The following is a 24,319-nucleotide window of genomic DNA, read 5'->3' as shown; positions in this document are numbered from 1 at the left end:
AAGATCAGGGGGGAACTTCAACTGGACCTGCTCTCACGGCTGTGGGACGAGCACAAGCGCGCGACGTTCCCGCCGCACCTACGCGGCCAGGACATCGAGGGCGAAGACATGGTGATGCTGGACGCGGACATCGCCGGCTGTGTCTCCTCGTCCCTGTCCGGCCCCCTTGATGAGCGGCGCCGCAGCATCTTGCTCCGGTGCCTCGCGGCTCTGGAGAAGGTCGTGCCATCGATCAGCGATGAGGGCGGTGCGGTCGAGTACTACGAGCGCCTGCGCGAGATGGCCACGCTTGCAACCGAATCCGGGAACGCCAAGGCCCAGTAGCGTCGCGTGATGCGAGGTGCTGGTCGCCGCCAAACAGAAGCTCCCCGATGCGCGACGTCGCCGCGCGGCACACCACTGCCCACCTCGGCATGCCCGATTTCCGCAGCGTTGCCGCGCGCATCGACTCCGAGCAGCCAAACGAAGGTGCGAAGCAGCAGTCCCGAGGACTACAACGAGGGGATGACTGTCTTTCTCTGTTCCAAGTGCGGCACCGCGATCACGCCGGAGCTGGCCGAGCTCGCCGCCGTCCCCAACGTCTCCGACGACGAACACGACCGGGACAAGGAGACACGCCGGGCCCCCTCCACCGTTCCGCGGGGCCGCTACGCGATCGATCCCGAGCCCTGGGGGCCTCCCTACGTCGTGCAGGACGATCAGGAGGACCCGAAGCCAGCTCAGACCCGAGGGCCGCTGGTCTGCCGTGAGGAGGGCTTCGTTGTCTCGGCGGGCGTCCCGGGCACGGTGCTGATGCACCCGGAGGACGCCCCCGACCTTCAACCGCTGCCCAACTGGGAGAACAGCACCGGCTGCTGCGGGCCGACCGGCAACGAAGGACTCAACCGAGCCTGTCCCTGCGGCGCCGCCGTCGCGACGCTCGCGGCGGACTGCTTCGGGCCCTACGAACTGCACCTCGACCCCGTCCGAACCTACGCGTTCTCCCATTAGGCCCGCGTAACGGCCCATCCCGGAGCGCGACACGCCCGGGACGGCCTGTCGCCCGGCTGCTTCACGACTACTTTCCGTCGCGAACGCACTTCGCGGACGAGCTCAGCGTCGAGCTGGACTGGTTCGGATAAGCCTGCATCCGCTGCCCGATGCTCCGCCCCGCCTCGCGCAAGCGGAGGCGCCTCGTCGAGATCAAGGACAACCTCGCTGACCGCATCGCCGAGGCCCGACGAGAAGGCTCCGCACAACGCCTTCTCCGGGACGAAGCGGACGGTATTCGTCCCGTCGGGCGGATGCGCGGTGGTGGTGGATGCGGCCTTAGAGTCTTCCAGGGCACCTACACCGTGGCGAACGGCTGACCGCGGCCAACATCCGCCGGACCAGCTGACCGGCCGACCGGTCACCCGCTCGCCCACTCACCCGCTCGCCCGGCTTGACTGTCGGGGACGGCCGGCCCGGAGCTCGGCCGGAAGGGGCACCGGTGATGCCCATGTGACGGTCCGGCTGACCCTCGGTCAGTGTTCGGACACCGTACGGTAGGGTGTGCCCGGTTTCGTGGGGGAGGTCACTCATGTCGCAGGATGCGCAGCACGCGCAGGATGTACAGGGCGTGCCGGACGTGCAGGCCCGGTCGGGCGAGGAGGAACCGCAGGTGGTGATCGACACCACCGTGGCGCACTCGGCCCGGATGTACGACTACTGGCTCGGGGGCATGACCAACTTCGCCGCCGACCGCCGGCTCGGTGCCGCCGTGGAGCAGTTGATCCCCACCATCCGCACCATGGCCTGGGAGAATCGGCGCTTCCTCGGGCGCGCGGTGAGCCACCTGGTGCGCGAGCACGGCATCCGGCAGTTCCTGGACGTCGGGACCGGGATCCCGACCAAGGGGAACACCCACGAGGTTGCCCAGCAGGCCGATCCCGCCTGTCGGGTGGTCTACGTGGACAACGATCCGATCGTGCTGGCGCACGCCCGCGCCCTGCTGGACAGCAGCACGGCCGGGCGCACCGCCTACCTGCACGCCGACCTGCGCGAGCCGCGCTCGATCCTGGAGCACCCGGCGCTGCGCGAGACGCTGGACCTGGACCAGCCGGTCGCCCTGATGCTGCTGGGCGTGCTGATGCTGGTGGCCGACGCGGAGCGGCCGTGGGACCACGTGCACGAGTTGATGGCCGCGCTGCCGTCCGGCAGTTGCATGGCGCTCAGCCACGTCACAGCCGATTTCGAACCGACGGCGGTCGGCGCGGTGGTGGACGCCGAGGGCGAGGGACGTGTGGTCCTGGTGCCGCGCACCCGGGACCAGGTGGCCCGGTTCTTCGCGGACTGGGAGCTGCTGGAGCCGGGGATCGTCCCGGTGATGGCCTGGCGCCCCGAGGGCGAGCTGCCGGCCGACCCGCAGGCGGCGTACTACTGGGCGGGCCTGGCCCGCAAGCGGTAGCACCCCGCGGGTGGCAGCGGGGCGGGGGCGGACTCTGGGTGCGTGCCGGGACGGCCGGGCGCACCCTGGCCGTATGGAAACCCATCGCAACGAGTCCGAACCGCTGATCGACGTGGCCGCGCTGTCGGCCGACACCCGCTACCGCCTGGTCCGCTTCCGCGGCCACGGCACCGAGCCGCTGGACGAGCAGGAGTTCAGGGCCGAGGCCGGCCGGTTCTTCCCGGCCATCGACCTGGACGACCCCGAACAGGTGCACTGGGCCGACCACCCCTGGGAGTGGCCCGCCTGGCGCCCCGGCGAGGCCTGAGCCCCGCGTCCGACGGCTGGGCGGATCCAGGGCAGGATGGTGCCATGAGCGTAGTGAAGATCAACGTCCTGACCGTGCCGGCCGAGCAGCGCGAGGTGCTGGAACAGCGGTTCGCCGCCCGGGCGCACGCGGTGGAGAACTCCGACGGCTTCGAGTGGTTCGAGCTGCTGCGCCCGGTCGAGGGCACCGACACCTACCTGGTCTACACCCGCTGGCGCGACGAGGCCTCGTTCCAGGCCTGGCTGGAGGGCCCGATGAAGGCCGCCCACCGCGGCAGCGGCACCGGCACCGGCGAGGGCGGCGCGCAGCCGAAGCCCGCCGCCTCCGGCTCCACCCTGTGGTCCTTCGAGGTGGTCCAGCAGGCGGCCCCGAAGGCGGAGTGACCTACTGACGGGGCGGGGCGGGGCGCGGGCCTGGCGGGGACGTGCTCGGCCCGCCCGGTCCCGTCAGGGCCGCCCCGTTCAGAGGGGGAAGGCGGCCTGGAAGGCAAGCCTGCGGTCGGCCGCCTCGCCGATCCGGCTCAGCAGGTCGTCCAGCGCCAGGTACTCGGTCCACCGCTCGCCCCCGGTGCGCCCGGTGAGCCGGTCCAGCAGCAGATCCTCCAGGTCGGCCACCCGGCGGCCCTTCCACACCTTGTCGGCCATGCTGACCAGCAGGTCCTCGATGGTGCGGTCGGCCCCTGCCCAGTCGCCATGGGTCGCGGCGAACCGGGCCAGCTCGGGCGGGAAGCCGTGGGAGAGCAGCAACTCCTGCCCGGCACGCTCGTGCTGGGAACCAGGACCGGAGAGCTCGGCAGGGTGGCACACCTTGCCGATGTCGTGGGTGGCTGCCCCGAACAGCACAGCCTCCCGGTCGACCGACAACTCGGGTGCCTGCTGCGCGAGCCCGTCCAGCAACTGGTGCGCCGCGTCATGCACCAGACGCAGGTGGGCAGCCAACCGAGGCGGGGCCGCCAGCCTGGTGAGCAGCTCGGCGACGGCGGTCGGCAGCGGGCGCGGTGACGGGTCGTCGGTCGCGGTCAGGGCCTGAGTGAGCACCGGCGCAGCCTAGCCGCCCTGGGCCGGATGCGGGCCCGGCCGGTCGAAGGTCCGCCTCCAGGTCCGGGGTCCGCGCTCAGCTGAACGGTCCGTCAGCGACGAAGCGGGTCAGCCCTGCTGCGAAGGCCTGGGCCTCGGTGGGGGGCCAGTCGTGCAGGGAGTCCGCGATCAGGGTGGCCAGCCGGCGGCGTAGTTCGGCGACCACGGCGGTGCCCTCGTCGGTGAGCAGCAGCAGGGTGGCCCGGCGGTCGGCGGGGTCGGGCTCGCGGCGCAGCAGGCCGGCGGTCTCCAGGTGGGTGGCGCGCCGGGTGACCACGGTGCGGTCCAGGCCGACCTCGCCGGCCAGCTCGGCCGCGCTGCAGGCTCCGGCGCGGGCCAGGGCGCTGAGCACGGGGTAGCCGAACTCGTCCACCGGCAGTCCGTCGGTGAGTCGGCCGTACAGGCGGGCCCGGGTGGAGCGGCGCAGCAGCAGGCCCAGGGCGTCGGCGATCTCGGTTCCCAACTGGTGGTTTTCCATGCCCCCAAGGATAGCGTGCACAGCGCACGCAAATCAGACTGTCATCGCTATCGAGATGCGTGCATCGAGCACGCATCAAGAACGGGAGCCTGCCATGACCGACATCGCCACCGCCGTGACCGACCTGCTCTTCACCCCGGGCCTCAGCCTGGAGGAGGCCGCCGACCGCCACTTCGCCCCCGACTACCGCCAGCGCACCGACGGCCACTGGGACGACCGGACCGGCTTCCTCACCCACATCGCGCACCTGCGCGAGGTGGTGGCGAGCGGCACGGTCACCGTGCACGAGGAACTGCGCGACGGAAGCTGCTACGCGGACCGGCACACCGTCGAGGCGGTGAAGACCGACGGTTCGCGGGTCCGGATGGAGGTCTACCTGTTCGGCGAGCTGGTCGCCGACGGCCGGTTCCGCCGGATCGAGGAGACCACCCTGCTGCTGTCCGGCGCCGAGGCCGACCGCGAGTTCGGCCGGGCCCGCTGAGCCGCAGCTCACAGGGGCACCTGGGGTGACGGGTGCAGCGGATGGGCAGCAGAGAGCCATGACCACCCCACCCCCACGCACACCCCACCCCCACCCCCAGCCAATGGAGTTGCACGAACTGCGCGTCGCCGGCCCCGGCGTGCTGCCGCTGGCGATCGGCTCCTTCGACACCATCGGGCCGCTCGCCAGGGCGCCCTTCCCCCATCGGCACAGCTTCTACGAGATAGCCCTGGTCAGCAGCGGGACCGGCACCCACGTGGTGGATCTGGAACGCCTCCCGCTGCTGCCGCCCACCCTCTACGTGATCGCCCCCGGCCAGGTGCACCACTGGGAGGTGTCCGGACTCACCGGCTGGGTGCTGATCTTCAACGAGGACTTCCTGCTCTCCCACCCGGAGGACGCCGACGCGCTGCGCACGCTGGCCGAACGCCCCGGACTCGACCTGGACCCGGACCGGGAGGCGCAGTTCGAGGCGGTGCTCAGCGCCATGCACGAGGAGTACCGGGCGGGCGAACCCGGCTCCGTCGCGGTGCTCGCCTGCTACCTGCACATCCTGGTGCTGCTGATCCTGCGGGGCCGGGGAGCGGTGGCGCACCCGGCCGGCCCGGACCGGGCCGGCGACCTGGCGGCCCGGTTCACCCGGCTCGCCGCCCGGCCCGGCTCGCGGGAGCAGTCGGTGGGCGCGCTGGCCCGCGAACTCGGCGTGTCGGCCGCGCACCTGCACGAGGCGGTCAAGCGCGCCACCGGGCGCACCCCCGGCCAGCTGGTCCGCGACCGGCACACCCTGGAGGCGAAACGGCTTCTGCTCGCAAGCGACTTGACTATCCGTCAGATCGCTGAGCGGGTCGGCTTCGGGGACCCGTCGTACTTCTGCCGGTTCTTCCGGCGGGAGAGCGGGGTGAGCCCGGGCGAGTTCCGCCGGGCCGCCCGGGCGGCGCGGGACCGACCGGCGGTCACCAGAACCGGGGCCGACGGCCGTCCCGACGACCCCGACGACACCCCGGTCGGGCACGGCGGCGGCGCCACCCGGGAGAATCACCACGTTCCCCGAGTCCGGTCCATCGCGGTGGACGGGGCGTCCGCCTAGTTTGCTTGTCATGGCATAGCCACCCACCAGCGGCAACTTCGCGCACCCGCCCCGTACCCGGGGCAGCGCATCGGGCCGGCGACCGGATCGGTCGCGGCATCCCGGCCCGCCCATGCCTCCAGGCGCCCACCTCTGCGCCGGACCGGGAACCCCCCGTGATCCCGGTCCGGCGACCGCGCCTGCAGGGAACGCAGGGCCGCCGGCACCCCCATGGCCGGCGGCCCCGCAACACACCGAGGCCGCCTGAGCGCGACCCCGGCCCGGCCCTCCGCGACACGACACACCCGGGCCAGCCATATCACCATCCCGGCAACGACACGACACGCCCGACATGCCGGATATATGACCTTCCATCTGGGAAGCTCAGGCCGATGACCGGACCCGTGAGCGACTCCCTGACCGCCGCCCTCAACCGGCGGAGCCTGCTGGTACCGCCGATGGCCGCGGTCCTGCTGGCCCTGGTCTGGGGACAGAGCCTGCCCGCCGCTGTCGCCGGACTCGCCGGACTCGCCCTGATCGGCGCGGTACTGGCAGCCGTGCACCACGCCGAGGTGGTGGCGCACCGGGTCGGCGAACCGATCGGCTCGCTGCTGCTCGCGGTGGCCGTCACCGTCATCGAGGTCGGACTGATCGTCACCCTGATGGCGGACTACGGCAGCAAGAACGCCACCCTGGCCCGGGACACCGTGTTCGCCGCGATCATGATCACCTGCAACGGCATCGTCGGCCTCTGCCTGCTGGTGGGCTCGCTCCGCACCCAGGTCGCCGTCTTCAACCCCGAGGGCACCGGCGCGGCGCTGGCCAGCATCGCCACCCTGGCCACCCTCAGCCTGGCGCTGCCCTCCTTCACCACCAGCACGCCCGGCCCGCAGTTCTCCCCCACCCAACTGGTCTTCGCCTCGCTGGCCGCCCTGGTGCTCTACGGGCTCTTCGTGGCCACCCAGACGGTGCGCCACCGCGAGTACTTCCTGCCGCCGCAGATCGTCCACGCGCCCGCCGATCCCGACCGCCCCGGCCAGGACGAGCACGCCGAGCCGCCCACCCGGCGGGCCACCTGGACCAGCGCGGCACTGCTGCTGGTCGCCCTGGTGGCAGTGGTCGGGCTGGCCAAAGCGGTCTCGCCCACCATCGAGTCGGGGCTGACCCGGGCCGGCCTGCCCGCCTCGGTGATGGGCGTGGTGATCGCCCTGCTGGTGCTGCTCCCGGAGACCATCGCCGCCACCCGCGCCGCCCGCCGGGACCAGGTGCAGATCGGGCTCAACCTGGCGCTCGGTTCGGCGATGGCCAGCATCGGGCTGACCATCCCGGCCGTCGCCTTCGCCACCCTGTGGCTCAGCGGCCCGCTGGTGCTGGGCCTGGACCCCACCCACCTGGTGCTGCTCGCCCTCACCGTGGCGGTCGGCACCCTCACCGTGATCCCCGGCCGCGCCACCCCGCTCCAGGGCGGGGTGCACCTGTCCGTCCTGGCCGCCTACGTGGTGCTCGCGGTCAGCCCTTAGCGGCTCCCGCCGGCCGCGCGGCGTACAGCACGGTCCTGACGGCGCGTCACCACCCGGTCACCCCACTCGGCGAGCCGTGCCATTCTTACCTACCGTCTAGTAAGTTTACTCGCCAGTACATACCCTGGGCGCTCCTCGAAAGCTGATTGGCTCTCCCCCACCCAGGGCAGCCTGGCCGACCTGCCGGTCCGCAACGCCGCTGCGGACCCCACCGCCGTCGTCCTCAGCCGCCGTACGCCCGACGGCAGTTGGCGGCCGGTGACAGCCGCCGGGTTCGCCGCCGAGGTGGCCGCCACCGCCAAGGGCCTGGTGTCCGCCGGGATCCGCCCGGGCGACCGGATCCTGCTGATGAGCCGCACCCGCTACGAGTGGACCCTGCTGGACTTCGCCGCCTGGACGGCGGGCGCGGTGCTGGTCCCGGTCTACCCCAGCTCCTCGGCCGAGCAGGCCGAGTGGATCATCCGCGACTGCGGCCCGGCGATGGCCGTCGCGGAGGACGCCACCGCCGCCGAGGTGCTGACCATCGCGATCGCCCGCAGCCGGCACCCGGTCCCGCTCTGGCGGCTCGACCACGAGGCCACCGCCGAGCTGGCCAACCGGGGCGCCACCGTTCCCGACGCCGAACTGGATTCCCGCAGAGCAGAGTTGAGTCCGGACAGCCTGGCAACCCTGATCTACACCTCGGGCACCACCGGCCGCCCCAAGGGATGCCGACTGACCCACGGCAACTTCCTGGACGAGGCCGCCAACTGCCACGCCCTGTTGCAGCCGGTCTTCGAGGCGGTCTCCGACGAGCCGCCGTCCACCCTGCTCTTCCTGCCGCTGGCCCACGTGCTCGGCCGGATGATCCAGGTCACCTGCGTGTACGCCAGGATCCGGATCGGCCACAGCCCCTCGCTCGCACCGGACGAACTGCGGCCCGACCTGGCCTCGTTCGGCGCCAGCTTCCTGGTCGCGGTGCCCTACCTGTTCGAGAAGATCCACCACCTGGGCCGGGTCGAGGCCCAGGGCCGCAAGGCGGCCGGGGTCTACGACCGTGCGGTGGACGTCGCGGTCCGCTACGCCCGGGCCGAACTCGCCGCCCAGGCGGGCCAGGGCCCGCGCGCCCCGCTGGCGCTGCGTACCGCCCACGCCTTCTACGACGCGCTGGTCTACCGCAAGGTGCGCCAGGCGATGGGCGGCCGGGTCCGGCACGCGATCAGCGGCGGCTCCTCGCTCAACCCCGACCTGCTGCTCTTCTACGCGGGCGCCGGGGTGCAGATCTACGAGGGCTACGGGCTGACCGAGACCACCGGCCCCTCCACCGTCAACCCGCCGCTGCGCCAACGCCCTGGCACCGTCGGGCCGCCCGTGCCAGGCTCCGCGGTGCGGATCGCCCCCGACGGTGAAGTACTGCTCAGCGGCGGCCAGTTGTTCCGCGGCTACCTGGGCGGGGAGCCGGGCGCGACGGACGGCTGGTTCGCGACCGGCGACCTGGGCCGACTGGACGGCGACGGCTACCTGACCATCACCGGCCGCAAGAAGGAGATCCTGGTCACCAGCGGCGGCAAGAACGTCAGCCCCGCCCCGCTGGAGGACCGGCTGCGCGCCCACCCGCTGGTCAGCCAGTGCCTGCTGGTCGGCAACGGCCGCCCGTACGTGGGCGCGCTGGTCACCCTGGACCGGGAGGCGGTGGCCCAGTTCCTCGCCCACGCCCCCGCCGACCCGCCCGCCGTCGACCCGCGCGCCGCCGGTTCGGCCGTCCCGGTGGAACCGGCGGTGCTGGCCGAGCTGGTGGCCGCGGTCGAGCAGGTCAACGCGAGCGTCTCGCGGGCCGAGTCGATCCGCCGGGTACGGGTGGTGGCCGGCGACTTCACCGAGGACCGGGGCCTGCTCACCCCCTCGCTCAAGCTAAGGCGGCAGGCGGTACTGCAGGCCTACCGCAAGGACGTCGAGGCTCTGTACCGGAGCTGACGGTGCGTCAGGCGACACGGCACAGCAGCAGGAGTGCGCCGCCCGGTGCTCCGCTCGCCCCCGCCTCACTCCTCGGTGAGCGAGAGCACCACCTTCCCCGCCGGGTGGCCGTGCTCGCTGTGCTGGTGCGCGCCGGCTGCCCGGTCCAGCGGGTAGACCGAGTCGACCCGCAGCGCGAACTCCTCGGCGGCCACCAGGTCGGCGACCTTGGCCAGGGCGCCGAAGGCCGAGCTGCGGCTGGTGGTGCGCACCCCGTACTGGGCGGCGGAGAAGTCGGCGATGGTCAGCACCTGGTCCGGCGCGCCGGTGATCGCCACCAGCTCCGGGACCGAGCCCCGGCCGGCCGTGTCCAGGGCCAGGTCCACCCCCTGCGGCGCCAGCTCGGCCACCCGCTGCGCCAGCCCGGGCCCGTAGACGGTGGGCAGCACGCCCAGGGTGCGCAGGTAGGCGTGGTTGGCCTCGCTCGCGGTGCCCACCACGGTCAGCCCGGCCGCCTTGGCGAACTGGGCCACGGTGCTGCCCACCCCGCCGGCCGCGCCGTCCACCAGCAGGGTCTGGCCGGCCCGGGCGCCGAGCAGGTCCAGGCAGCGCTGGGCCGTCTCGGCGACCACCGAGAGCCCGCCCGCCTCCGGCCAGCCGAGGCCGACCGGCTTGGCGGCGAAGTGGTCGAGCAGCGCGTACTGCGCCCAGGTCCGCTGCCCGAGGCCGAACACTTTGTCGCCGACCGCGACCCCGAGCACCCCGTCCCCCACCTGGTCCACCACGCCGGCCGCCTCCAGCCCCGGCACCGCGGGGAAGGCCACCGGCGCAATCTCCTGGAGGTAGCCGGCCCGCAGCTTCCAGTCGTAGCCGTTGACCGCGGCGGCCTGCACCGCGATCCGCACCTGCCCTGGCCCGGCCTGCGGGGCGGGCACCTCCGCCACCTCCAGCACCGAGGGGTCGCCGTACCGCGCGAAGGTCACCGCGAACATGCTGTCTCTCCAGCCGCCGTCCAAGTCTGTCGGGCTCAGCCTCACCCCGGGCCCACCGCGCTGACCTCGCGAAACACCGGCCGAAAAAAACTTTCCGCGAAGGTGTGACATTCCATGCCCGCCGTTCGCTGTAGGGAGTGAACGGAGCACCCAAGGCTCCGACACGGTGGCGGCTTCCCCGGGCACGCCACCTGTCGGACAGCCGGCAGCTTTGACTGTGCAGAGATCAGCTGCCGGCTCTCGGGTAGACGGGTTTCCCTGGCCCGCACTACCCGCCATGCCCCCTGGGCCCGGTACCGCTGGGGTCGGCGGTACCGGGCCCAGGCCGGGCCTGTCCGCTCCGCGCGCCACGCCACCGCCGCTGCGTGACATCACCCCGCCACTTCCCGCAGTCCGCCGCGCGCTCTGTCATGGTCCAGGTCTTCTTGTCCTGTCCCCCGCCCCGGTGAGCGCCGCCTTCTCCGGCCGACTAGCATGTGACGGGTTGTCACAACGAGTAGCACTCCGACTCGACCCTGGAGACCGCGCGATGGCTGACGAACCGGCCGACTGGGCCACCTGGACGACCAAGAACGTGCGCTCCGGCCCCGGCGGGGTGCGCAGCGCGGAAGGCGCCCAACTGAGCGGCGACCTGAGCGTGCACACCACCTGGACGGGGACCGAGGCGATCCTCACGGTGCAGTACACCGACGCCCAGGACTGGTACACCCTGCAGGGCAGCCCGATCGAGGTGAGCGACGAACAGGCGGCCCGCGCGCTGCACCAGCAAGCGGTGGAGGCGGTCCGCTCCGGCGGCGGGGCCGCGCTCCCTCCGCCGGCCTGACGCCGGTGGGCACCGCCCTGCGTGCGCTGGTCGCGCTCGACCAGGCCGTGTACGCGGCCGTGGCCGCCGCCCCCAGCCCGGCGCCCGCGCTGGACTCCGGGCTGCGGCGCCTGTCGGTGGCGGCCAACCGGTCCCGCATCTCGTTCACCGTCGCGGGGCTGCTCGCGCTGGCCCCGGGGCGGCCGCGCCGGGCCGCGCTGCTCGGTGTCCTCGCGCTGGGCACGGCCTCGGTGACCGCCAACCAGCTGACCAAGACGCTGGTCCGCCGCCCGCGCCCGGACCGGGTGGCGGCCGAGGTGCCGGCCACCCGGCACATCCCGATGCCCGGGTCGGCCTCGTTCCCCTCGGGGCACACGGCGGCGGCGTTCGCCTTCGCCACCGCGGTCGGCTCGCAGCTGCCCCTGGCGGCGGTGCCGCTCACCGCTCTGGCGGGGTGCGTGGGCTACTCGCGGGTGCACACCGGCGTGCACTACCCGGGTGACGTGCTGGCGGGTGCGCTGCTCGGGGCGGGGTGCGCGGGCGTGGTGCTCGCCGCGGTCCGGCGGGTGGGGTCGGCCCTGACCGCCTGAGGGGCCTGCTGCGCCGAGCACGCCGGACGGGCCTGCCGCACCGGACACACCGGACGGGTCTGACGCGCCCGACGCCACGTCGACCGGGTCCGCGCTCACCCGGTCGGTCGTCGGCGGGTGCGCGCCCCGGGTCGGGCGGTGAGGCTGGCGGCATGACGCTACCTGGGAACCCCACCGAGCCGAGCCCGCTGGCCGCCCTGGCCAGGTTCGGCTGGCACGCCGCGCTGACGCTGGGTCTGATCGCGCTCGGCCTGGGCATCGTGGTCCTGGCCTGGCCGCACAGCACGCTGGAGGTGGTCGGCGTGCTCTTCGGGATCTACCTGGTGATCAGCGGCATCCTGCAGATCGTGCTGGCCAGCACCGTGCACGTGTCCACCGGGCTGCGGGTGCTCGGCTTCATCAGCGGCGCACTCTCGCTGCTGCTGGGCCTGCTCTGCTTCCGCGGGCCCTACCAGTCGGTCCTGCTGCTCTCGCTCTGGATCGGCATCGGCTGGCTGTTCCGCGGCACCACCGCCACCGTGGCCGCGCTGGACCTCCCCGGCGGAACGCCCGGGCGCGGCTGGCAGATCGCCCTGGGCCTGATCACCGCGATCGCGGGGGTGATCCTGTTGGTCGATCCGTTCGGCTCGATCCTGGCGCTGACCGTGATGGCGGGGATCTGGCTGGTGCTGATCGGCTTGGTGGAGCTCGGCCACGCCGTCTCGCTGCGCTCCGAGGCCAAGCGGCTGGCCTAGTCGTCAGCCTGCCGGGTGCCCCGGACCGCGCCGAGCACGTCCAGCAGCAGCGGCACCAGGTCGTCCAGCTCGGCCGCCGCCAGCGCCGGGAACGCCCCCGCCCAGCGGGACAGCACCACTCCGGCGAACGCCGCGGCCGCCACTTCGGCCCGCAGGTCGGCCCGGTCCACCCCCTCCGCGGCGAACCGGGCGCGCAGCGGCTCGACCAGGCGCTCTCTCAGGTGTTCGCGCGCCGCCTCCTGGGCCGCGGTGCTGTCCCCGGGCAGCACCGCGGACTGGAAGGAGGGCCCGGGTCCGCGCCGGGTCAGCCAGTCCAGCAGCCAGCGCAGCCGCTCCTCGACCAGCAGGTCGGCCGGCGGCGCCTCGCCCTGCTCCACCTTGGCGGCGGCCAGGTACAGCTGGGTCTTGCCGCCGAAGTACCGGGCGATCAGCGCCGGATCCACGCCGGCGCGCTCGCCGATCTCCCGGGTGGTGGTCCGGTCGAAGCCGCGGTCGGCGAACAGCTCGCCGGCCGCCCGGATCAGCAGTTCGCGGCTGCGCGCGGAGTCCCGGCGCCGGCCGCCGCCGGCGGGCTCGTCGGTCAAGGCGTCACCTTGGCCGGGACCTCGTCCGGGCCGGGCGCGATGTCCGCGATGCTCTCCTCCACCATCAGCTCCTCGTCCACCCCGCTCGCCGTGGTCGCCGCACCGGCCCGGCGCGGCAGCACGATGGTAACCACCGCGATCACCACCCACACGGCACACCCGAGCAGCGCGGCGGCCCGGTACCCGTCCGCCGAGGGCAGCCGCTGCCCGGCGGCGGTGTGCGCCTGCAGCACCGCGCCGCACAGCGCGCTGCCGGTGGAGTAGCCGACGTAGCGCAGCACCTGGTTGAAGCTCACCGCACTGCCCACCTCGGCGGCCGGCACCGAGCTGACGATCAGTCCGGGCATCACCGCGAAGGTGGAGCCCACCCCGAGCCCGGCGATCGCCATCACCACCAGCACCTGCCACAGGTGGTCGCGGGCGAACAGGAAGACCACCATCGCGGCCAGCGAGACCAGGCACCCGACGGTCAGCACGGTGGTCGTCGAGGTGCGCCGGGCCAGCGGCACCACGGCCTTGCTGGACAGCACGCTGACCACCGAGAACGGCAGCAGCGCCAGGCCCGCCACCACCACCGAGGCGCCGAACCCGTAGCCGGCCGCGGTGGGGGTCTGGACGAACCGGGTGACCAGGCTCATCAGCAGGTACATCACCACGCCCGCGACCAGGCCGGTGACGTCGGCGGTCAGCACGGTGCGGTTGCGCAGGGTGCGCAGGTCGACCAGTGGGTGCGGGGTGCGCAGCTCGTGCCGGATCCACCAGGCGAGCAGCGCGAGCGAGCCGGCCGCCAGCGCCCACAGGCCGGGGGCGGTCCAGCCCCAGCTCTCGCCCTCGGTGAGCACCAGCAGCAGTCCGGCCACGGCGAGGCCGATCAGCACCGCGCCGAGCCCGTCCAGCGGGGCGGCCTCCCGGCGGGCGGCCGGCGGCACCACCAGGGCGGCGCAGACCAGGGCGATCGCGCTGATCAGGGCGCCGAACCAGAAGCCGGCGTGGATGCCGAAGGACTGGGCGATCAGGCCGGTGAGCGGGTAGCCGAGCCCGACGCCGGCCACCGTGGTGATGGAGAGCAGGGCGACGGCGGAGCGGGAGCGCTCGGCCGGGACGCTGTCCCGGGCGGCGGCGATGGCCAGCGGGGTCAGGCCCAGGCCCACGCCCTGCAGCGCCCGGCCGGCCACCAGGAAGGCGAAGCCGAGCGGCAGCGCGGCCAGCACGCTGCCGACCACCACCACGGCGGTGGCGCCCAGGATCACCGGGCGCCGCCGGGGGCCGTCGCCGAGGCGTCCCATCACCGGGGTGGCGACCGCGCCGACCAGCATGGTGATGGTCAGCGACCACTGGGCCTCGGCGAGCGAGACGTGGTCGACGGTGGCGATGGTCGGCACCAGTGGGGCGCCCAGGCTGCTGATCACCGCCACCACGGTGCCCAGGAAGACCAGTACGGGCACCAGGGCCCGTTCCCGCCGGGGTGCGGCTGCCGCGTCCATCGCGCTCCTCTCGGCGGCCATCGGTCGATGGGGCCGTCCGTCGGTGGTCATCGGTCGATCGGGCCGTCCGCCGGTGGTCATCGATCGATGTCTTCAGATGATGTCTTCGGCTGATGACAATACTCCCGCGCCGCCCCCTTGCCGAGTCCCCGGAAGGCCGGCGGCAGGCCGGGACCGCGGAATGCCGGCGGTCCGATCGGTGTTGCGCTGACCGGGGGTTGGACCTGTCCGCCACCCGGGAACGCCGTTTGGGGGCCCGCTGTGAACCTCACCGCACTGGTGGCCGGGGCCGGGCTGTGGTCCTACGTCCTGGTCCTGCTGGTGACGGCGGGGGAGACCAGCGCTTTCATCGGCCTGGTGCTGCCGAGCGAGACCGTGGTGCTGTTCGCGGCCGCGCTGTCCGGGCGCGGTCTGCTCAACCCGTTCCTGCTCGGGCTCGCCGTGGTGGTGGGCGGGATCGCCGGCGACAGCGCGGGGTACTGGCTGGGCCGGGCGCTCGGCGGGCGGGCCGCCGCCTCCCGGGCGCGGGAGCGGATCCGGCCCGGCTCCCGGGTCGACCGGGCGGCGGGCTACCTGCGCCGGCGGGGCGGGCCGGCCGTCTTCACCGCGCGCTACATCGGCTTCGTCCGCTCGTTCGTGCCGTTCACCGCGGGCGCGGCCCGGATGCCGTACCGCACCTTCCTGGCGTACAGCGCGGCCGCCGCCGTCAGCTGGGGCGCGGCCAACGTCGCGCTCGGCTACTTTCTGGGCGCTTCCGCCGAGCACCTGCTGCACACCCTGGGCCTGGCGGGCCTGATCGCAGTCGGGGCCGCCCTGCTGGTGCTGGGCGCCGTGGTCGGCCTGCGCCGGCGCCGGGCGCTGCGCGCGGACCCGCCGACCCGCCCGCCGGCCCCGCGCCGCGCGCAGACCCGCGAGCACACCCGGACCTGACCGGAAGTCCTGCACGGCCCGCCGAAGCGCGTAGACGGTGGCACAACCACCGGAGAGCAGACGGCGCGCAACGAGCAGCCGTCCGGCCCCGCTGTCGTCGGCGCGCCGCCCGACCGGGCGCAGGTTGGTCGGGCGTGGCGCGGCCGCGGCGCCCGGCCGCTCGCGGGTCAGGGCAGAGCGCGAGCGGCCGGGATGCCGGACTTGCCGGAGCAGGCCCGGCACGCCGACGGGATCGGGGAGGCCAACGCCACAGCTTCCGAACGAGCGGTGCCGGCCTCCCCACCGGGCGAGAAGGCCGACCCTCAACGACCTCCCGCGACGAGCACTTTAGGACACGATCCACCAGAAGTCACCTAGCTGGCGTTTGGTTTTGTTTGATCACTCGCCGCGGCGGACCGTGCGGAGCGCGCGCGCCTCGGCCACCGTGCGGCAGCCGGCCAGTCCGAGCGCGTCGTCCAGCTCGGCGGCGAGCAGTTCGAGCACCCGGCGCACCCCGGCCTCGCCGTCCGCCGCCAGCCCCCAGACCACCGGACGTCCGACCAGCACGCCGTCGGCGCCCAGCGCCAGCGCCCGCAGCACGTCGAGGCCGCTGCGGATGCCGCCGTCCAGCAGCAGCCGGCACCCCTCCCCCACCGCCTGCCGGATCTCCGGCAGCAGTCGAACCCCCGGCACCGCGCCGTCCAGTTGGCGCCCGCCGTGGTTGGAGACCACCAGCGCGTCCACCCCGGCCCGCACCGCCAGCGCGGCGTCAGCCGGGTCCAGCACGCCCTTGAGGATCAGCGGCAGTGCGGTGAGGGTGCGCAGCTCCTCGACGTCCGCCCAGGTCAAGCTGGGGGCGAAGGTCAGCGCGGTGTGGCCGGCCACCGCCGAGCCGCCGTTCGCGCGGTGCGCGGCGGAACCGGCTGCCTCGGTCAGGTTAGCCGCGGTCACCCCGGCCGGCAGCGTGAAGCCGTTGCGGATGTCGCGCAGTCGGCGGCCCATCCACGGCACGTCGACCGTGAGCATCAGCGCGGTGCAGCCGGCCGCCTCGGCACGGCGGACCAGATCCAGCCGCCGGGCCCGGTCTTTCAGCCAATACAGCTGGAACCAGGTGGTGGCCCCCGCGGCGGCGATCTCCTCCACCGGAAAACTGCTCAGCGTCGCCGCGGTGAACGGGACCCCCGCCGCGGCGGCGGCCCGGGCCGCCGCCAACTCCCCGTCCGGGTGAGCCAGCCGGTGGTAGGCGACCGGCGCGACGGCGAGCGGCATGGCGAACTGACTGCCCAGCAGTTCGCAGCCGGTACTACGGACCGATACGTCACGCAGCACCCGCGGCACCAGGAAGACCTCGTCCAACGCGGCGCGGTTGGCCGCCAGGCTCAACTCCTGACCGGCTGCTCCGGCCACGAAGTCCCGTACCCCGGGTGGCAGGACGGCGGCCGCCCGGGCCTCGACCTCACCCAGAGTGAGTGCCGGCGCCGGTCGGGTGCGGGACACAGGAGTCATGCCGGGTCCTCTGCTGCGGGGCTGATGGACCGTTACCCTAGCGATTGGTAGAGACCAATGTGACAGCGACCCGACGGCTGGTCAACGGCCTTGTTCCGAAGCTCGGTTCGCCCGACTATCGAACAACTTGTCCGCCGCACCCGACCCGAGGGAGACATGTCATACCCAAGGCCACTGGCATATACCCATGTGATTTTCGCAACGTTTTCGCGATCTTCACGCCTGGTACGTTAACCCCCGCCCTGCACCGTAGTTCACTCCCTTTGTTGATCAACATCACGAAGAGTCAGCGGCCGCCCAACACCGGTCGACAGCCGCCCAGCAGTCGGATCGAACCCTTCCCCCATCGGAGTGCTGAGACCATGTCGGACTCCCCCCGTGCTTCCTGGCCCGTGCTCCCCGGACAGTCCGGCATCTGGCTGGCCCAGCAGCTCGACCCGAAGAACCCGGCTTTCCACGTGTCCGAACGCTTCGAGATCCGCGGGACGCTCGACCCGACACTCTTCGCCCGGGCCGTGGAACAGGTGCTTCAGGAGTGCGAGGCACTGCGACTGCGCTTCGAGACGAGCAACGGCGAACTCCGGCAACTGCTCAGCCCGCACATTCCCACTCGCTTGCTGCTCGAAGACGTGTCCGCTGCCGCCGACCCCGAGGCCGCCGTGCAGCAGTGGATCCGTGCGGACCTCTCGCGGCCGCTCGATCCGGCGTCCGGAGCAGCCACGACGCAAGTGCTCTTCCGGGCCGGCCCGACCCGGTGGTTCTGGTACTACCGGATGCACCACAGCCTGTTCGACGGGTTCGCCGTGGCCCTGTTCGCCGGACGGGCGGCCCAGGTGTACACCGCCCTGGTAGAGGGCCGGGAGCACGACCCCGCGGACGAACTCCCCAGCTTCCACCTGCTGCTCCAGGACGAGGCCGACTACCGCGCCTCCGCCCAGTACCCGGCCGATCGAGCCTACTGGCTCGACCGGATGGCCGACCGCCCCGAACCGCCCACCCCGGCCGGCAGAGCCGCCCCCGCCTCGGCCTGGCACCTGCGCCACGAGACGGGGATCGCCCCGGAACAGGCCGACCGCCTGCGCACCGCCGGTCGCCGACTCGGCGTCAGCTGGACGGCTTTGCTGTTCGCTGCCGCGGGGCTGTGCGTCGGCCGTCTGTCCGGCACCGACGATGTCGTGCTGGGCCTGCCGGTCGCTGCCCGCACCAGCCGCATCACCCGCAGCATCCCCGGCATGCTGAGCAACGTACTGCCGCTGCGCGTGTCGATCCGCCCGGATCTCACGATCCGTCAGCTGGTGCGGCAGGCCAACGCCAGTGCCCGTGAGGTGCTCCGCCACCAGCGGTACCGCGCCGAGGAACTGCGCCGCGAGCTGGGGCTGGCCGGCAGTACGAGCCCGCTGACCGGTCCCACGGTCAACGTGATGTCCTTCGACTACGACTTCTCCTTCGCCGGACTGACCGGGACGGTCCGCAACGTCTCCAACGGCCCGGTCGAGGACCTCGCCTTCGTGGTCTACGACCGCCAGAACGGCACCGGCCTGACTCTGGTGGTGGACGCCAATCCGGCGCTCTACACCGCGCAGGACCTCGCGGAGCACTCCGCCCGGCTGCTCCGGGCCCTCGATCTGCTGGCCGACTGCGATCCCGATCTTCCGATCGGCAGGCTGGCGTTGTCCGACCGGGCCGAGCAGGAGCGGCTGCTCGCGCTCGGTGCCGGCGAGGCGGCGCGCATACCGGTTTCGACGCTCCCACAACTGTTCGAAGTCCAGGTAGCACGGAGCCCCGAGGAGACCGCACTGGTCTTCGAAGGCACTCGACTGTCGTATGCGGAGCTGGACGCGCGCGCGGACCGGCTGGCCCGGCTCCTCGTGGCGCGCGGCGCGGGTCCTGAGCAGACCGTGGCCCTGGTGCTGGAGCGCTCGCCGGAGTTGGTGGTCGCCCTGCTCGCCGTGCTCAAGTCCGGTGCCGCGTTCCTGCCGGTGGATCCGGAGTACCCGGCGGAGCGGATCAGGCACCTGCTGGACGACGCCCAGCCCGTCCTGGTGCTCGCCACCGCCCAGACGTCCCAGGCTCTACCGGGGCCGGTCCTGGTGCTGGACTCACCCCAGCTGCTGGGCGAGCTCACCACCGCGCCCGAGGACCGCAGCGAACTGCCTGCCCCGCACCCCGACCAGCCGGCGTACGTGATCTACACCTCCGGTTCCACCGGCCGCCCGAAGGGCGTCGTCGTGCCGCACCGCGGCATCGTCAACCGCCTGGCCTGGATGCAGGCCGAATACCGGCTCGGCCCCGGCGATCGCGTCCTGCAGAAGACCCCGTTCGGATTCGACGTCTCCGTCTGGGAGTTCTTCTGGCCGTTGCTGGAGGGCGCCACCCTGGTGCTGGCCCGCCCCGGTGCCCACCGCGACCCGACTCAACTCGCCTCCCTGATACGGCGCGAGCGCATCACCGTCGCGCACTTCGTCCCGTCCATGCTGCACGCCTTCGTCCAGGAGCCCGCGGCCGGCGGCTGCACCGGCCTGCGCGACGTCTTCTGCTCCGGCGAGGCGCTCACGCCCGAACTGCGGGACCGCTTCCGTGCCGTACTGAACGTACCGCTCCACAACCTGTACGGTCCGACCGAGGCCAGCGTCGACGTCACCGCCTGGACCTGCCGCGCCACGCCCACCGTCCCGATCGGCAGACCCGTCTGGAACACCGAGGTCCGCGTGCTGGACGCCGCGCTGCAGCCTGTCCCGGTCGGCGCCCCGGGCGAGCTCTACCTCACCGGTACGCAGCTCGCCCGCGGCTACCTCAACCGGCCCGGCCTCACCGCCGAACGATTCGTCGCTGATCCCTACGGTCCGGTCGGCTCGCGCATGTACCGCACCGGCGACCTGGTGCGGTGGAACGACGACAGTGAACTGGAGTATCTCGGCCGCACTGACGACCAGGTCAAACTCCGCGGTGTCCGGATCGAGCTCGGCGAGATCGAAGCCGCACTTGCTGCCGACGCCGAGGTGGGCCACGCTGCTGCGGCGGTGCACGGCGAGCGCCTGATCGGTTACCTGGTGCCCGCCCGCGGCCCGGTGGACCTGGCCGCTCTCCGGGCCCGGCTCACGGCGGTGCTCCCGGCCCAGCTCGTCCCCGGCTCGCTGCAGGTCCTCGACCGGCTGCCGGTGACCCCCAACGGCAAGCTCGACCGCCGGGCCCTGCCGGCGCCGATCGTTGCAGACAACTCGGCGCGACGCGCCCCTGCGAGCCTCGAAGAGCAGCAGCTCGCGTCCATCTTCTCCGACCTGCTGGACTCGGCCGAAGTGGGAGCGGAGGACGACTTCTTCGAGCTGGGCGGGCATTCACTGCTTGCTACTCGCCTCATCAGTCGCGCCCGCGCGCTCCTCGGTGTCGAGTTGACCATGCGTGACCTGTTCGACGCACCCACCGTGGCCGCGCTGGCCGGGCGGGTCAGGGCGGCCGTCCCGGCCCGCCCCGCGCTTCGGGCCGGCCACCGACCGGACCGCATCCCGGCCTCGGCGGCACAGCACCGACTCTGGTTCCTCGACCGGCTCGGCCTGACGGGTGCCGCGTACCACATACCGCTGGCGATCCGGCTCACCGGCCGCCTGAACTTCACCGCACTGCGCCGCGCGCTGCACGACCTGCTGACAAGACACGAGGCGCTGCGGACCGTGTTCGTGGCTGAGGCCGACGGCGAACTGAGCCAGCGGATCCTGCCGGACGCCGAACTGCCGATGCCGGTGAGCCGGTTCAGTCGGTCCGCGTTGGCCGCCGCCGCTACCGAGCCCTTTGATCTCTCCAGCCACATACCGTTGCGCGCCAGGATGTTCACCCACTCGGCGGCGGACCACCTGCTGCTTCTGACGGCCCATCACATAGCGGTGGACGGATGGTCGCTCTCCACCCTCACCCGCGACCTGTCCACCGCGTACACCGCTCGCCTGAGCGGTCGGGCACCCGAGTGGTCGACGCTGCCGGTACAGTACGCCGACTACGCGCTCTGGCAGCGCGAACTGCTCAGCGACGAGTCAGCTGCCCAGAGCCTGACCGGCCGCCAACTCGCCTACTGGCGGGAGGCGCTGGCCGGTCTGCCGGAGGAGATCGCGCTACCGGTGGACCGCCCCAGACCTCCCGCGCCGAGCCACCGGGGCGCCTCCGTTCCCGTCGTCATCCCGGCGGAGCTCCACGCGAGCCTGGTCGAGTTCTCCAGCGCCCACGGCGTGACCCTCTTCATGACCTTGCACGCAGCCCTGGCCACCCTGCTCCACCGGCACGGCGCCGACCCCGACCTGCCGATCGGCACCCCGGTGGCCGGTCGTACCGACAGCGCCCTGGACGAGGTGGTCGGATTCTTCGTCAACAACCTGGTCCTGCGTACCGACCTGTCCGGCAACCCGTCCTTCGCCCAGTTGCTGCGCCGGGTGCGTGAGACCGACCTGGCCGCATACGCCCACCAGGACCTCCCGTTCGAGCAGCTGGTCGACGAGCTCAACCCCACCCGCTCGCTCGCCCGCCACCCCCTCTTCCAGGTGATGCTCGCGCTGGGCAACACCTCCCCCCTCGAACTCGAGCTGCCCGGGCTGGCGGCAACCACCCAGCCGGTGGGCACGCTGACCGCCAAGCTCGACCTCGCGCTGGTGCTCTCCGAGCGTCTCGGTGTGCAGAGCGTCCCGGCGGGTCTGGAGGGCGAGTTCGAGTACGCCGCGGACTTGTTCGACCACGGCACGGTCGAACGGTTGGCCGAGCGTCTGACCTGCCTGCTCAGGGCTGCCGTGGCCGCCCCGGAACTGCCCATCAGCGACTTGGAGATCATGACCGCGGGCGAGCTCCGGAGCCTCCTGTCCGACTGGAGCGGGGCGACCGCCGACTCGCCGGCCGCCGCCACGCTGCCCGAGTTGTTCGCAGCCCAGGTGGCCCGCACCCCTCGGGCGACCGCCCTGGTGTTCGGGGACACCGAGCTGTCGTACGCCGAGCTGGACGCCCGGGCCGAGCAGTTGGCCCGGCTGCTGGTCTCGCGCGGGGCAGGCCCTGAGCGGACCGTCGCCCTGGTGCTGGAGCGGTCCGTCGAGTTGGTCGTCAGCGTCCTCGCGGTGGCCAAGGCCGGCGCCGCATACCTGCCGGTCGACCCCAAGTACCCGGCCGAGCGGATCGCCTATCTGATCGAGGACGGCGCGCCCACGCTGGTTCTCGCCACGACAGGCACAGCGGCCGTGGTGCCCGGCCCGGCCGTGCTGCTGGACTCGCCGCCGGTGCAGGCCGAACTCGGCTCCTCGTCCGACGGCGGGGCACTGCCCGCCCCGCGCCCCGACCAGCCCGCCTACGTGATCTACACCTCCGGCTCCACCGGCCGCCCCAAGGGCGTGGTGGTCACGCACGCAGGGCTGGCGGCCATGGTTCGCGCGCACCGTGACAGCCTCGGGATCGAGCCGGGTTCCCGGATGCTGCAGTTCGCCTCCCCCAGCTTCGACGTCGCCGTCGCCGAGCTCTGCACAGCACTGCTCACCGGTGCCGCTCTGGTCTGTGCGCCGGCCGACCGCCTGCTCCCCGGAGCCGGCCTCGCGGAGACGCTCACCGAGTACCGCGTGACCCACACCCTGCTTCCGGCCGCCGTCCTGGCCGCGCTGTCCGCCGGCACGCTGCCCGCGGGGCTGACCGTGGTGGTGGGCGGCGAGGCCTGTTCCCCCGAGCTCGCGCGCCGGGTCTCCCGCGGCCGGACCCTGGTCAACGCGTACGGTCCGACCGAGACCACCGTCTGCGCGACCATGAGCGCGCCGCTGAGTCCCGGGCTGGACCGCCCGGTCGTCCCGATAGGCCGTCCGACTGCCGGCACCCGGGTCTACGTTCTCGACGGCCGCCTGCGACCAGTCCCGCCAGGCGTACCCGGTGAGCTCTACATAGCGGGTGTCGGACTGGCCCGTGGCTACCTCGGCCGCGGGGCTCTGACCGCCGAACGGTTCGTACCGTGCCCCTACGGCGCCCCCGGCGAGCGGATGTACCGCACTGGCGACCTGGTCCGCTGGACCGCCGCGGCCGAACTGGAGTTCCTTGACCGAACCGATGATCAGGTGAAGCTGCGCGGATTCCGGATCGAACTCGGGGAGGTGGCGGCGGCGCTGACAGCCGAAGCGTCCGTGGGCCGTGCGATCGCGATGGTCCGCGAGGACTCTCCCGGCGACCGACGCCTGGTCGCCTACGTGGAGTCGGACGGCACGGGCTCGCTCGACCCACGCGTGCTGCGCGCCGCCGTCGCGAACCGGCTGCCGGGCCACCTGGTGCCGTCCGCCGTCGAGGTGCTGGAGCAGTGGCCCCTGACCCCCAACGGGAAGCTCGACCGGCAGGCCCTTCCCGCGCCGCGCTACGCCGCCGTCACGGCCGGCCGCGATCCGCGCACACCGCTGGAGGACGCCCTGTGTGCGCTCTTCGCCGAACAGCTCGGGGTCGAACGGGTCGACCCCGAGGCTGACTTCTTCTCGCTGGGCGGCCATTCGCTGCTGGCGGTCCGTCTGGCCGGCAGGATCCGCGCGGCACTCGGCCGACCGGTGGGGGTCCGGGAGCTCTTCGAAGCACCCTCGGTGGCCGAACTGGCCGCCAAGCTGGTCGAGACGGGCGCGTCAGCAGCCGTCGCCGATCCGCTGGAGGTACTGCTGCCGCTGCGGCCGCACGGAGAGCTGCCACCGCTCTTCTGCCTGCACGCGGGGTACGGCATGGGGTGGAACTACCGCGCCCTGCTCGAACAGCTGCCTCCGGAGCAGCCCTTGTACGCACTGCAGGCGCGCAGCCTGCGTGATTCGACCAGACTGCCCGCGAGCCTGTCCGAACTGGCCGCCGACTATGTCCGGCAGGTCCGTGCGGTCCAGCCGACGGGCCCCTACCGGCTGCTGGGCTGGTCGTTCGGCGGCGTGGTCGCCCATGAGATGGCGGTCCAACTGCAGCAAGCGGGCGAACGCGTCGAGATGTTGGCCCTGCTCGACAGCTACCTGACAGCGCTTGCCGCCACCCCGACGGACACCGACGAGCTGGCGCAGTGGCTGCTGGGCTCGCTGGTGGCCGACCTCGGCAAGGTCCCCCCGGGCGGACTGCTGAAGCCTGACGAGGTGGCTGCCCTCGCAGACCTCCCGGGCGTCATCACCAGCCAGACGGTGGAAGCCCTGCTGCACACCTTCCTGCGGCACGCCGACATGTTGGAGCGATTCGCCCCCAAGATCTTCGACGGCAGCCTCGTCTACTTCACCGCCGCCCAGAACCGTCCTGTCGACGCACCTGGTGCCGGCGCCTGGGAGCCGTACTGCACCGGCCACGTCGTGGACTTTCGCATCGCCTGCGACCACAACGGAATGGGCGGCCCGGGCGCCCTCGCCGAGGTCGCCCGGATACTCACCCCCGCCCTTCAGGCGGCGCCGGCGCAGGCCCTGCAGGAGGTAACCGTGTGAGCC

General features: G+C 72.9%; 20 protein-coding genes. 14 read left to right on the top strand and 6 right to left on the bottom strand.

Annotation, left to right across the window (positions count from 1 at the left end; all coding sequences use genetic code 11):
• Window positions 1-3 precede the first annotated feature (3 nt).
• From C7C46_RS04955 to C7C46_RS04930, 5 genes are all read left to right on the top strand, one after another.
• Window positions 4-324 (top strand): hypothetical protein, encoded by a 321-nt coding sequence (locus C7C46_RS04955; protein ID WP_110666098.1) that lies wholly within the window; start codon window positions 4-6, stop codon window positions 322-324.
• Window positions 325-504: 180 nt separating this feature from the next.
• A complete protein-coding gene (locus C7C46_RS04945; protein ID WP_110666090.1) occupies window positions 505-990 on the top strand; it encodes a hypothetical protein in 486 nt (161 codons plus the stop codon).
• A 571-nt stretch (window positions 991-1,561) separates the two neighbouring features.
• Complete coding sequence (locus C7C46_RS04940; RefSeq protein WP_110666088.1) at window positions 1,562-2,428, top strand: SAM-dependent methyltransferase; 867 nt, start codon at window positions 1,562-1,564, stop codon at window positions 2,426-2,428.
• A 73-nt stretch (window positions 2,429-2,501) separates the two neighbouring features.
• Complete coding sequence (locus C7C46_RS04935; protein WP_110666086.1) at window positions 2,502-2,735, top strand: hypothetical protein; 234 nt, start codon at window positions 2,502-2,504, stop codon at window positions 2,733-2,735.
• 44 nt (window positions 2,736-2,779) lie between these two features.
• Window positions 2,780-3,118, top strand: a complete 339-nt coding sequence (locus C7C46_RS04930; protein WP_110666084.1) for an antibiotic biosynthesis monooxygenase family protein — start codon at window positions 2,780-2,782, stop codon at window positions 3,116-3,118.
• A 78-nt stretch (window positions 3,119-3,196) separates the two neighbouring features.
• Here the strand turns inward: C7C46_RS04930 and C7C46_RS04925 are convergent, their stop codons facing one another.
• Both C7C46_RS04925 and C7C46_RS04920 read right to left on the bottom strand, forming a co-directional pair.
• Window positions 3,197-3,772, bottom strand: coding sequence for an HD domain-containing protein (locus tag C7C46_RS04925; protein WP_245984175.1), 576 nt, complete (start codon window positions 3,770-3,772; stop codon window positions 3,197-3,199).
• A gap of 76 nt (window positions 3,773-3,848) precedes the next feature.
• Window positions 3,849-4,289: a MarR family winged helix-turn-helix transcriptional regulator gene (locus tag C7C46_RS04920; RefSeq protein ID WP_110666081.1), complete on the bottom strand. Its 441-nt coding sequence runs from the start codon at window positions 4,287-4,289 to the stop codon at window positions 3,849-3,851.
• Between the two features lie 94 nt (window positions 4,290-4,383).
• Between C7C46_RS04920 and C7C46_RS04915 the strand changes: the two genes are divergently transcribed.
• The 4 genes from C7C46_RS04915 (at window position 4,384) to C7C46_RS04900 (ending at window position 9,309) form a co-directional block, all read left to right on the top strand.
• A complete protein-coding gene (locus C7C46_RS04915; RefSeq protein ID WP_245984173.1) occupies window positions 4,384-4,770 on the top strand; it encodes a nuclear transport factor 2 family protein in 387 nt (128 codons plus the stop codon).
• Window positions 4,771-4,873: 103 nt separating this feature from the next.
• Window positions 4,874-5,857 carry a helix-turn-helix transcriptional regulator gene (locus C7C46_RS04910; protein WP_110666077.1) on the top strand — a complete coding sequence of 328 codons (984 nt, stop codon included), beginning with the start codon at window positions 4,874-4,876 and terminating at the stop codon, window positions 5,855-5,857.
• Window positions 5,858-6,228: 371 nt separating this feature from the next.
• On the top strand, window positions 6,229-7,356 hold the full coding sequence (locus tag C7C46_RS04905; RefSeq protein ID WP_110666075.1) for a calcium:cation antiporter: 1,128 nt from the start codon (window positions 6,229-6,231) through the stop codon (window positions 7,354-7,356).
• Between the two features lie 81 nt (window positions 7,357-7,437).
• Entirely contained in the window at window positions 7,438-9,309 is a 1,872-nt protein-coding gene (locus C7C46_RS04900; RefSeq protein WP_110666073.1) for an AMP-dependent synthetase/ligase, read from the top strand.
• Window positions 9,310-9,374: 65 nt separating this feature from the next.
• On the opposite strand, the gene C7C46_RS04895 is transcribed toward C7C46_RS04900, so the two are convergent.
• Window positions 9,375-10,280: an NADP-dependent oxidoreductase gene (locus tag C7C46_RS04895; protein ID WP_110666071.1), complete on the bottom strand. Its 906-nt coding sequence runs from the start codon at window positions 10,278-10,280 to the stop codon at window positions 9,375-9,377.
• A gap of 529 nt (window positions 10,281-10,809) precedes the next feature.
• Here C7C46_RS04895 and C7C46_RS04890 point away from each other — a divergent pair.
• From C7C46_RS04890 to C7C46_RS04880, 3 genes are all read left to right on the top strand, one after another.
• Window positions 10,810-11,103 carry a hypothetical protein gene (locus C7C46_RS04890; protein ID WP_110666069.1) on the top strand — a complete coding sequence of 98 codons (294 nt, stop codon included), beginning with the start codon at window positions 10,810-10,812 and terminating at the stop codon, window positions 11,101-11,103.
• Window positions 11,100-11,672, top strand: coding sequence for a phosphatase PAP2 family protein (locus C7C46_RS04885; RefSeq protein ID WP_110666067.1), 573 nt, complete (start codon window positions 11,100-11,102; stop codon window positions 11,670-11,672). Before C7C46_RS04890 ends, C7C46_RS04885 begins: the two co-directional genes overlap by 4 nt.
• A 152-nt stretch (window positions 11,673-11,824) precedes the next feature.
• Window positions 11,825-12,406, top strand: a complete 582-nt coding sequence (locus C7C46_RS04880; protein ID WP_110666065.1) for an HdeD family acid-resistance protein — start codon at window positions 11,825-11,827, stop codon at window positions 12,404-12,406.
• Here C7C46_RS04880 and C7C46_RS04875 read toward each other — a convergent pair.
• Window positions 12,403-12,990, bottom strand: coding sequence for a TetR/AcrR family transcriptional regulator (locus C7C46_RS04875; RefSeq protein WP_110666063.1), 588 nt, complete (start codon window positions 12,988-12,990; stop codon window positions 12,403-12,405). The two genes, C7C46_RS04880 and C7C46_RS04875, sit on opposite strands and share 4 nt — an antisense overlap.
• The gene (locus tag C7C46_RS04870; RefSeq protein ID WP_245984171.1) at window positions 12,987-14,495 is read right to left on the bottom strand and encodes an MFS transporter; all 1,509 of its coding nucleotides are present in this window, start codon (window positions 14,493-14,495) and stop codon (window positions 12,987-12,989) included. Before C7C46_RS04870 ends, C7C46_RS04875 begins: the two co-directional genes overlap by 4 nt.
• Window positions 14,496-14,735: 240 nt before the next feature.
• Here C7C46_RS04870 and C7C46_RS04865 point away from each other — a divergent pair, with 240 nt between their 5' ends.
• Window positions 14,736-15,404, top strand: a complete 669-nt coding sequence (locus tag C7C46_RS04865; RefSeq protein WP_181442200.1) for a DedA family protein — start codon at window positions 14,736-14,738, stop codon at window positions 15,402-15,404.
• Between the two features lie 378 nt (window positions 15,405-15,782).
• Here the strand turns inward: C7C46_RS04865 and C7C46_RS04860 are convergent, their stop codons facing one another.
• On the bottom strand, window positions 15,783-16,889 hold the full coding sequence (locus tag C7C46_RS04860; RefSeq protein WP_110666057.1) for an alpha-hydroxy acid oxidase: 1,107 nt from the start codon (window positions 16,887-16,889) through the stop codon (window positions 15,783-15,785).
• A 362-nt stretch (window positions 16,890-17,251) separates the two neighbouring features.
• Here C7C46_RS04860 and C7C46_RS04855 point away from each other — a divergent pair, with 362 nt between their 5' ends.
• Window positions 17,252-24,316 carry an amino acid adenylation domain-containing protein gene (locus C7C46_RS04855; protein ID WP_110666055.1) on the top strand — a complete coding sequence of 2,355 codons (7,065 nt, stop codon included), beginning with the start codon at window positions 17,252-17,254 and terminating at the stop codon, window positions 24,314-24,316.
• Window positions 24,317-24,319: the final 3 nt, after the last annotated feature.

The sequence above is a fragment of the Streptomyces tateyamensis genome (genome assembly GCF_003205575.1).
Lineage (GTDB): Bacteria > Actinomycetota > Actinomycetes > Streptomycetales > Streptomycetaceae > Kitasatospora > Kitasatospora tateyamensis.
The sequence above is the reverse complement of the archived record's forward strand: the minus strand, read 5'-3'. Positions and strand labels throughout refer to the sequence as shown.

Excerpts from the sequence above, each read along its gene's own strand:
- C7C46_RS04945 (WP_110666090.1), top strand. The coding sequence starts at position 505 with ATGACTGTCTTTCTCTGTTCCAAGTGCGGCACCGCGATCACGCCGGAG.
- C7C46_RS04940 (WP_110666088.1), top strand. The coding sequence starts at position 1,562 with ATGTCGCAGGATGCGCAGCACGCGCAGGATGTACAGGGCGTGCCGGAC.
- C7C46_RS04935 (WP_110666086.1), top strand. The coding sequence starts at position 2,502 with ATGGAAACCCATCGCAACGAGTCCGAACCGCTGATCGACGTGGCCGCG.
- C7C46_RS04930 (WP_110666084.1), top strand. The coding sequence starts at position 2,780 with ATGAGCGTAGTGAAGATCAACGTCCTGACCGTGCCGGCCGAGCAGCGC.
- C7C46_RS04920 (WP_110666081.1), bottom strand. The coding sequence starts at position 4,289 with ATGGAAAACCACCAGTTGGGAACCGAGATCGCCGACGCCCTGGGCCTG.
- C7C46_RS04915 (WP_245984173.1), top strand. The coding sequence starts at position 4,384 with ATGACCGACATCGCCACCGCCGTGACCGACCTGCTCTTCACCCCGGGC.
- C7C46_RS04910 (WP_110666077.1), top strand. The coding sequence starts at position 4,874 with ATGGAGTTGCACGAACTGCGCGTCGCCGGCCCCGGCGTGCTGCCGCTG.
- C7C46_RS04905 (WP_110666075.1), top strand. The coding sequence starts at position 6,229 with ATGACCGGACCCGTGAGCGACTCCCTGACCGCCGCCCTCAACCGGCGG.
- C7C46_RS04895 (WP_110666071.1), bottom strand. The coding sequence starts at position 10,280 with ATGTTCGCGGTGACCTTCGCGCGGTACGGCGACCCCTCGGTGCTGGAG.
- C7C46_RS04890 (WP_110666069.1), top strand. The coding sequence starts at position 10,810 with ATGGCTGACGAACCGGCCGACTGGGCCACCTGGACGACCAAGAACGTG.
- C7C46_RS04880 (WP_110666065.1), top strand. The coding sequence starts at position 11,825 with ATGACGCTACCTGGGAACCCCACCGAGCCGAGCCCGCTGGCCGCCCTG.
- C7C46_RS04870 (WP_245984171.1), bottom strand. The coding sequence starts at position 14,495 with ATGGCCGCCGAGAGGAGCGCGATGGACGCGGCAGCCGCACCCCGGCGG.
- C7C46_RS04860 (WP_110666057.1), bottom strand. The coding sequence starts at position 16,889 with ATGACTCCTGTGTCCCGCACCCGACCGGCGCCGGCACTCACTCTGGGT.
- C7C46_RS04855 (WP_110666055.1), top strand. The coding sequence starts at position 17,252 with ATGTCGGACTCCCCCCGTGCTTCCTGGCCCGTGCTCCCCGGACAGTCC.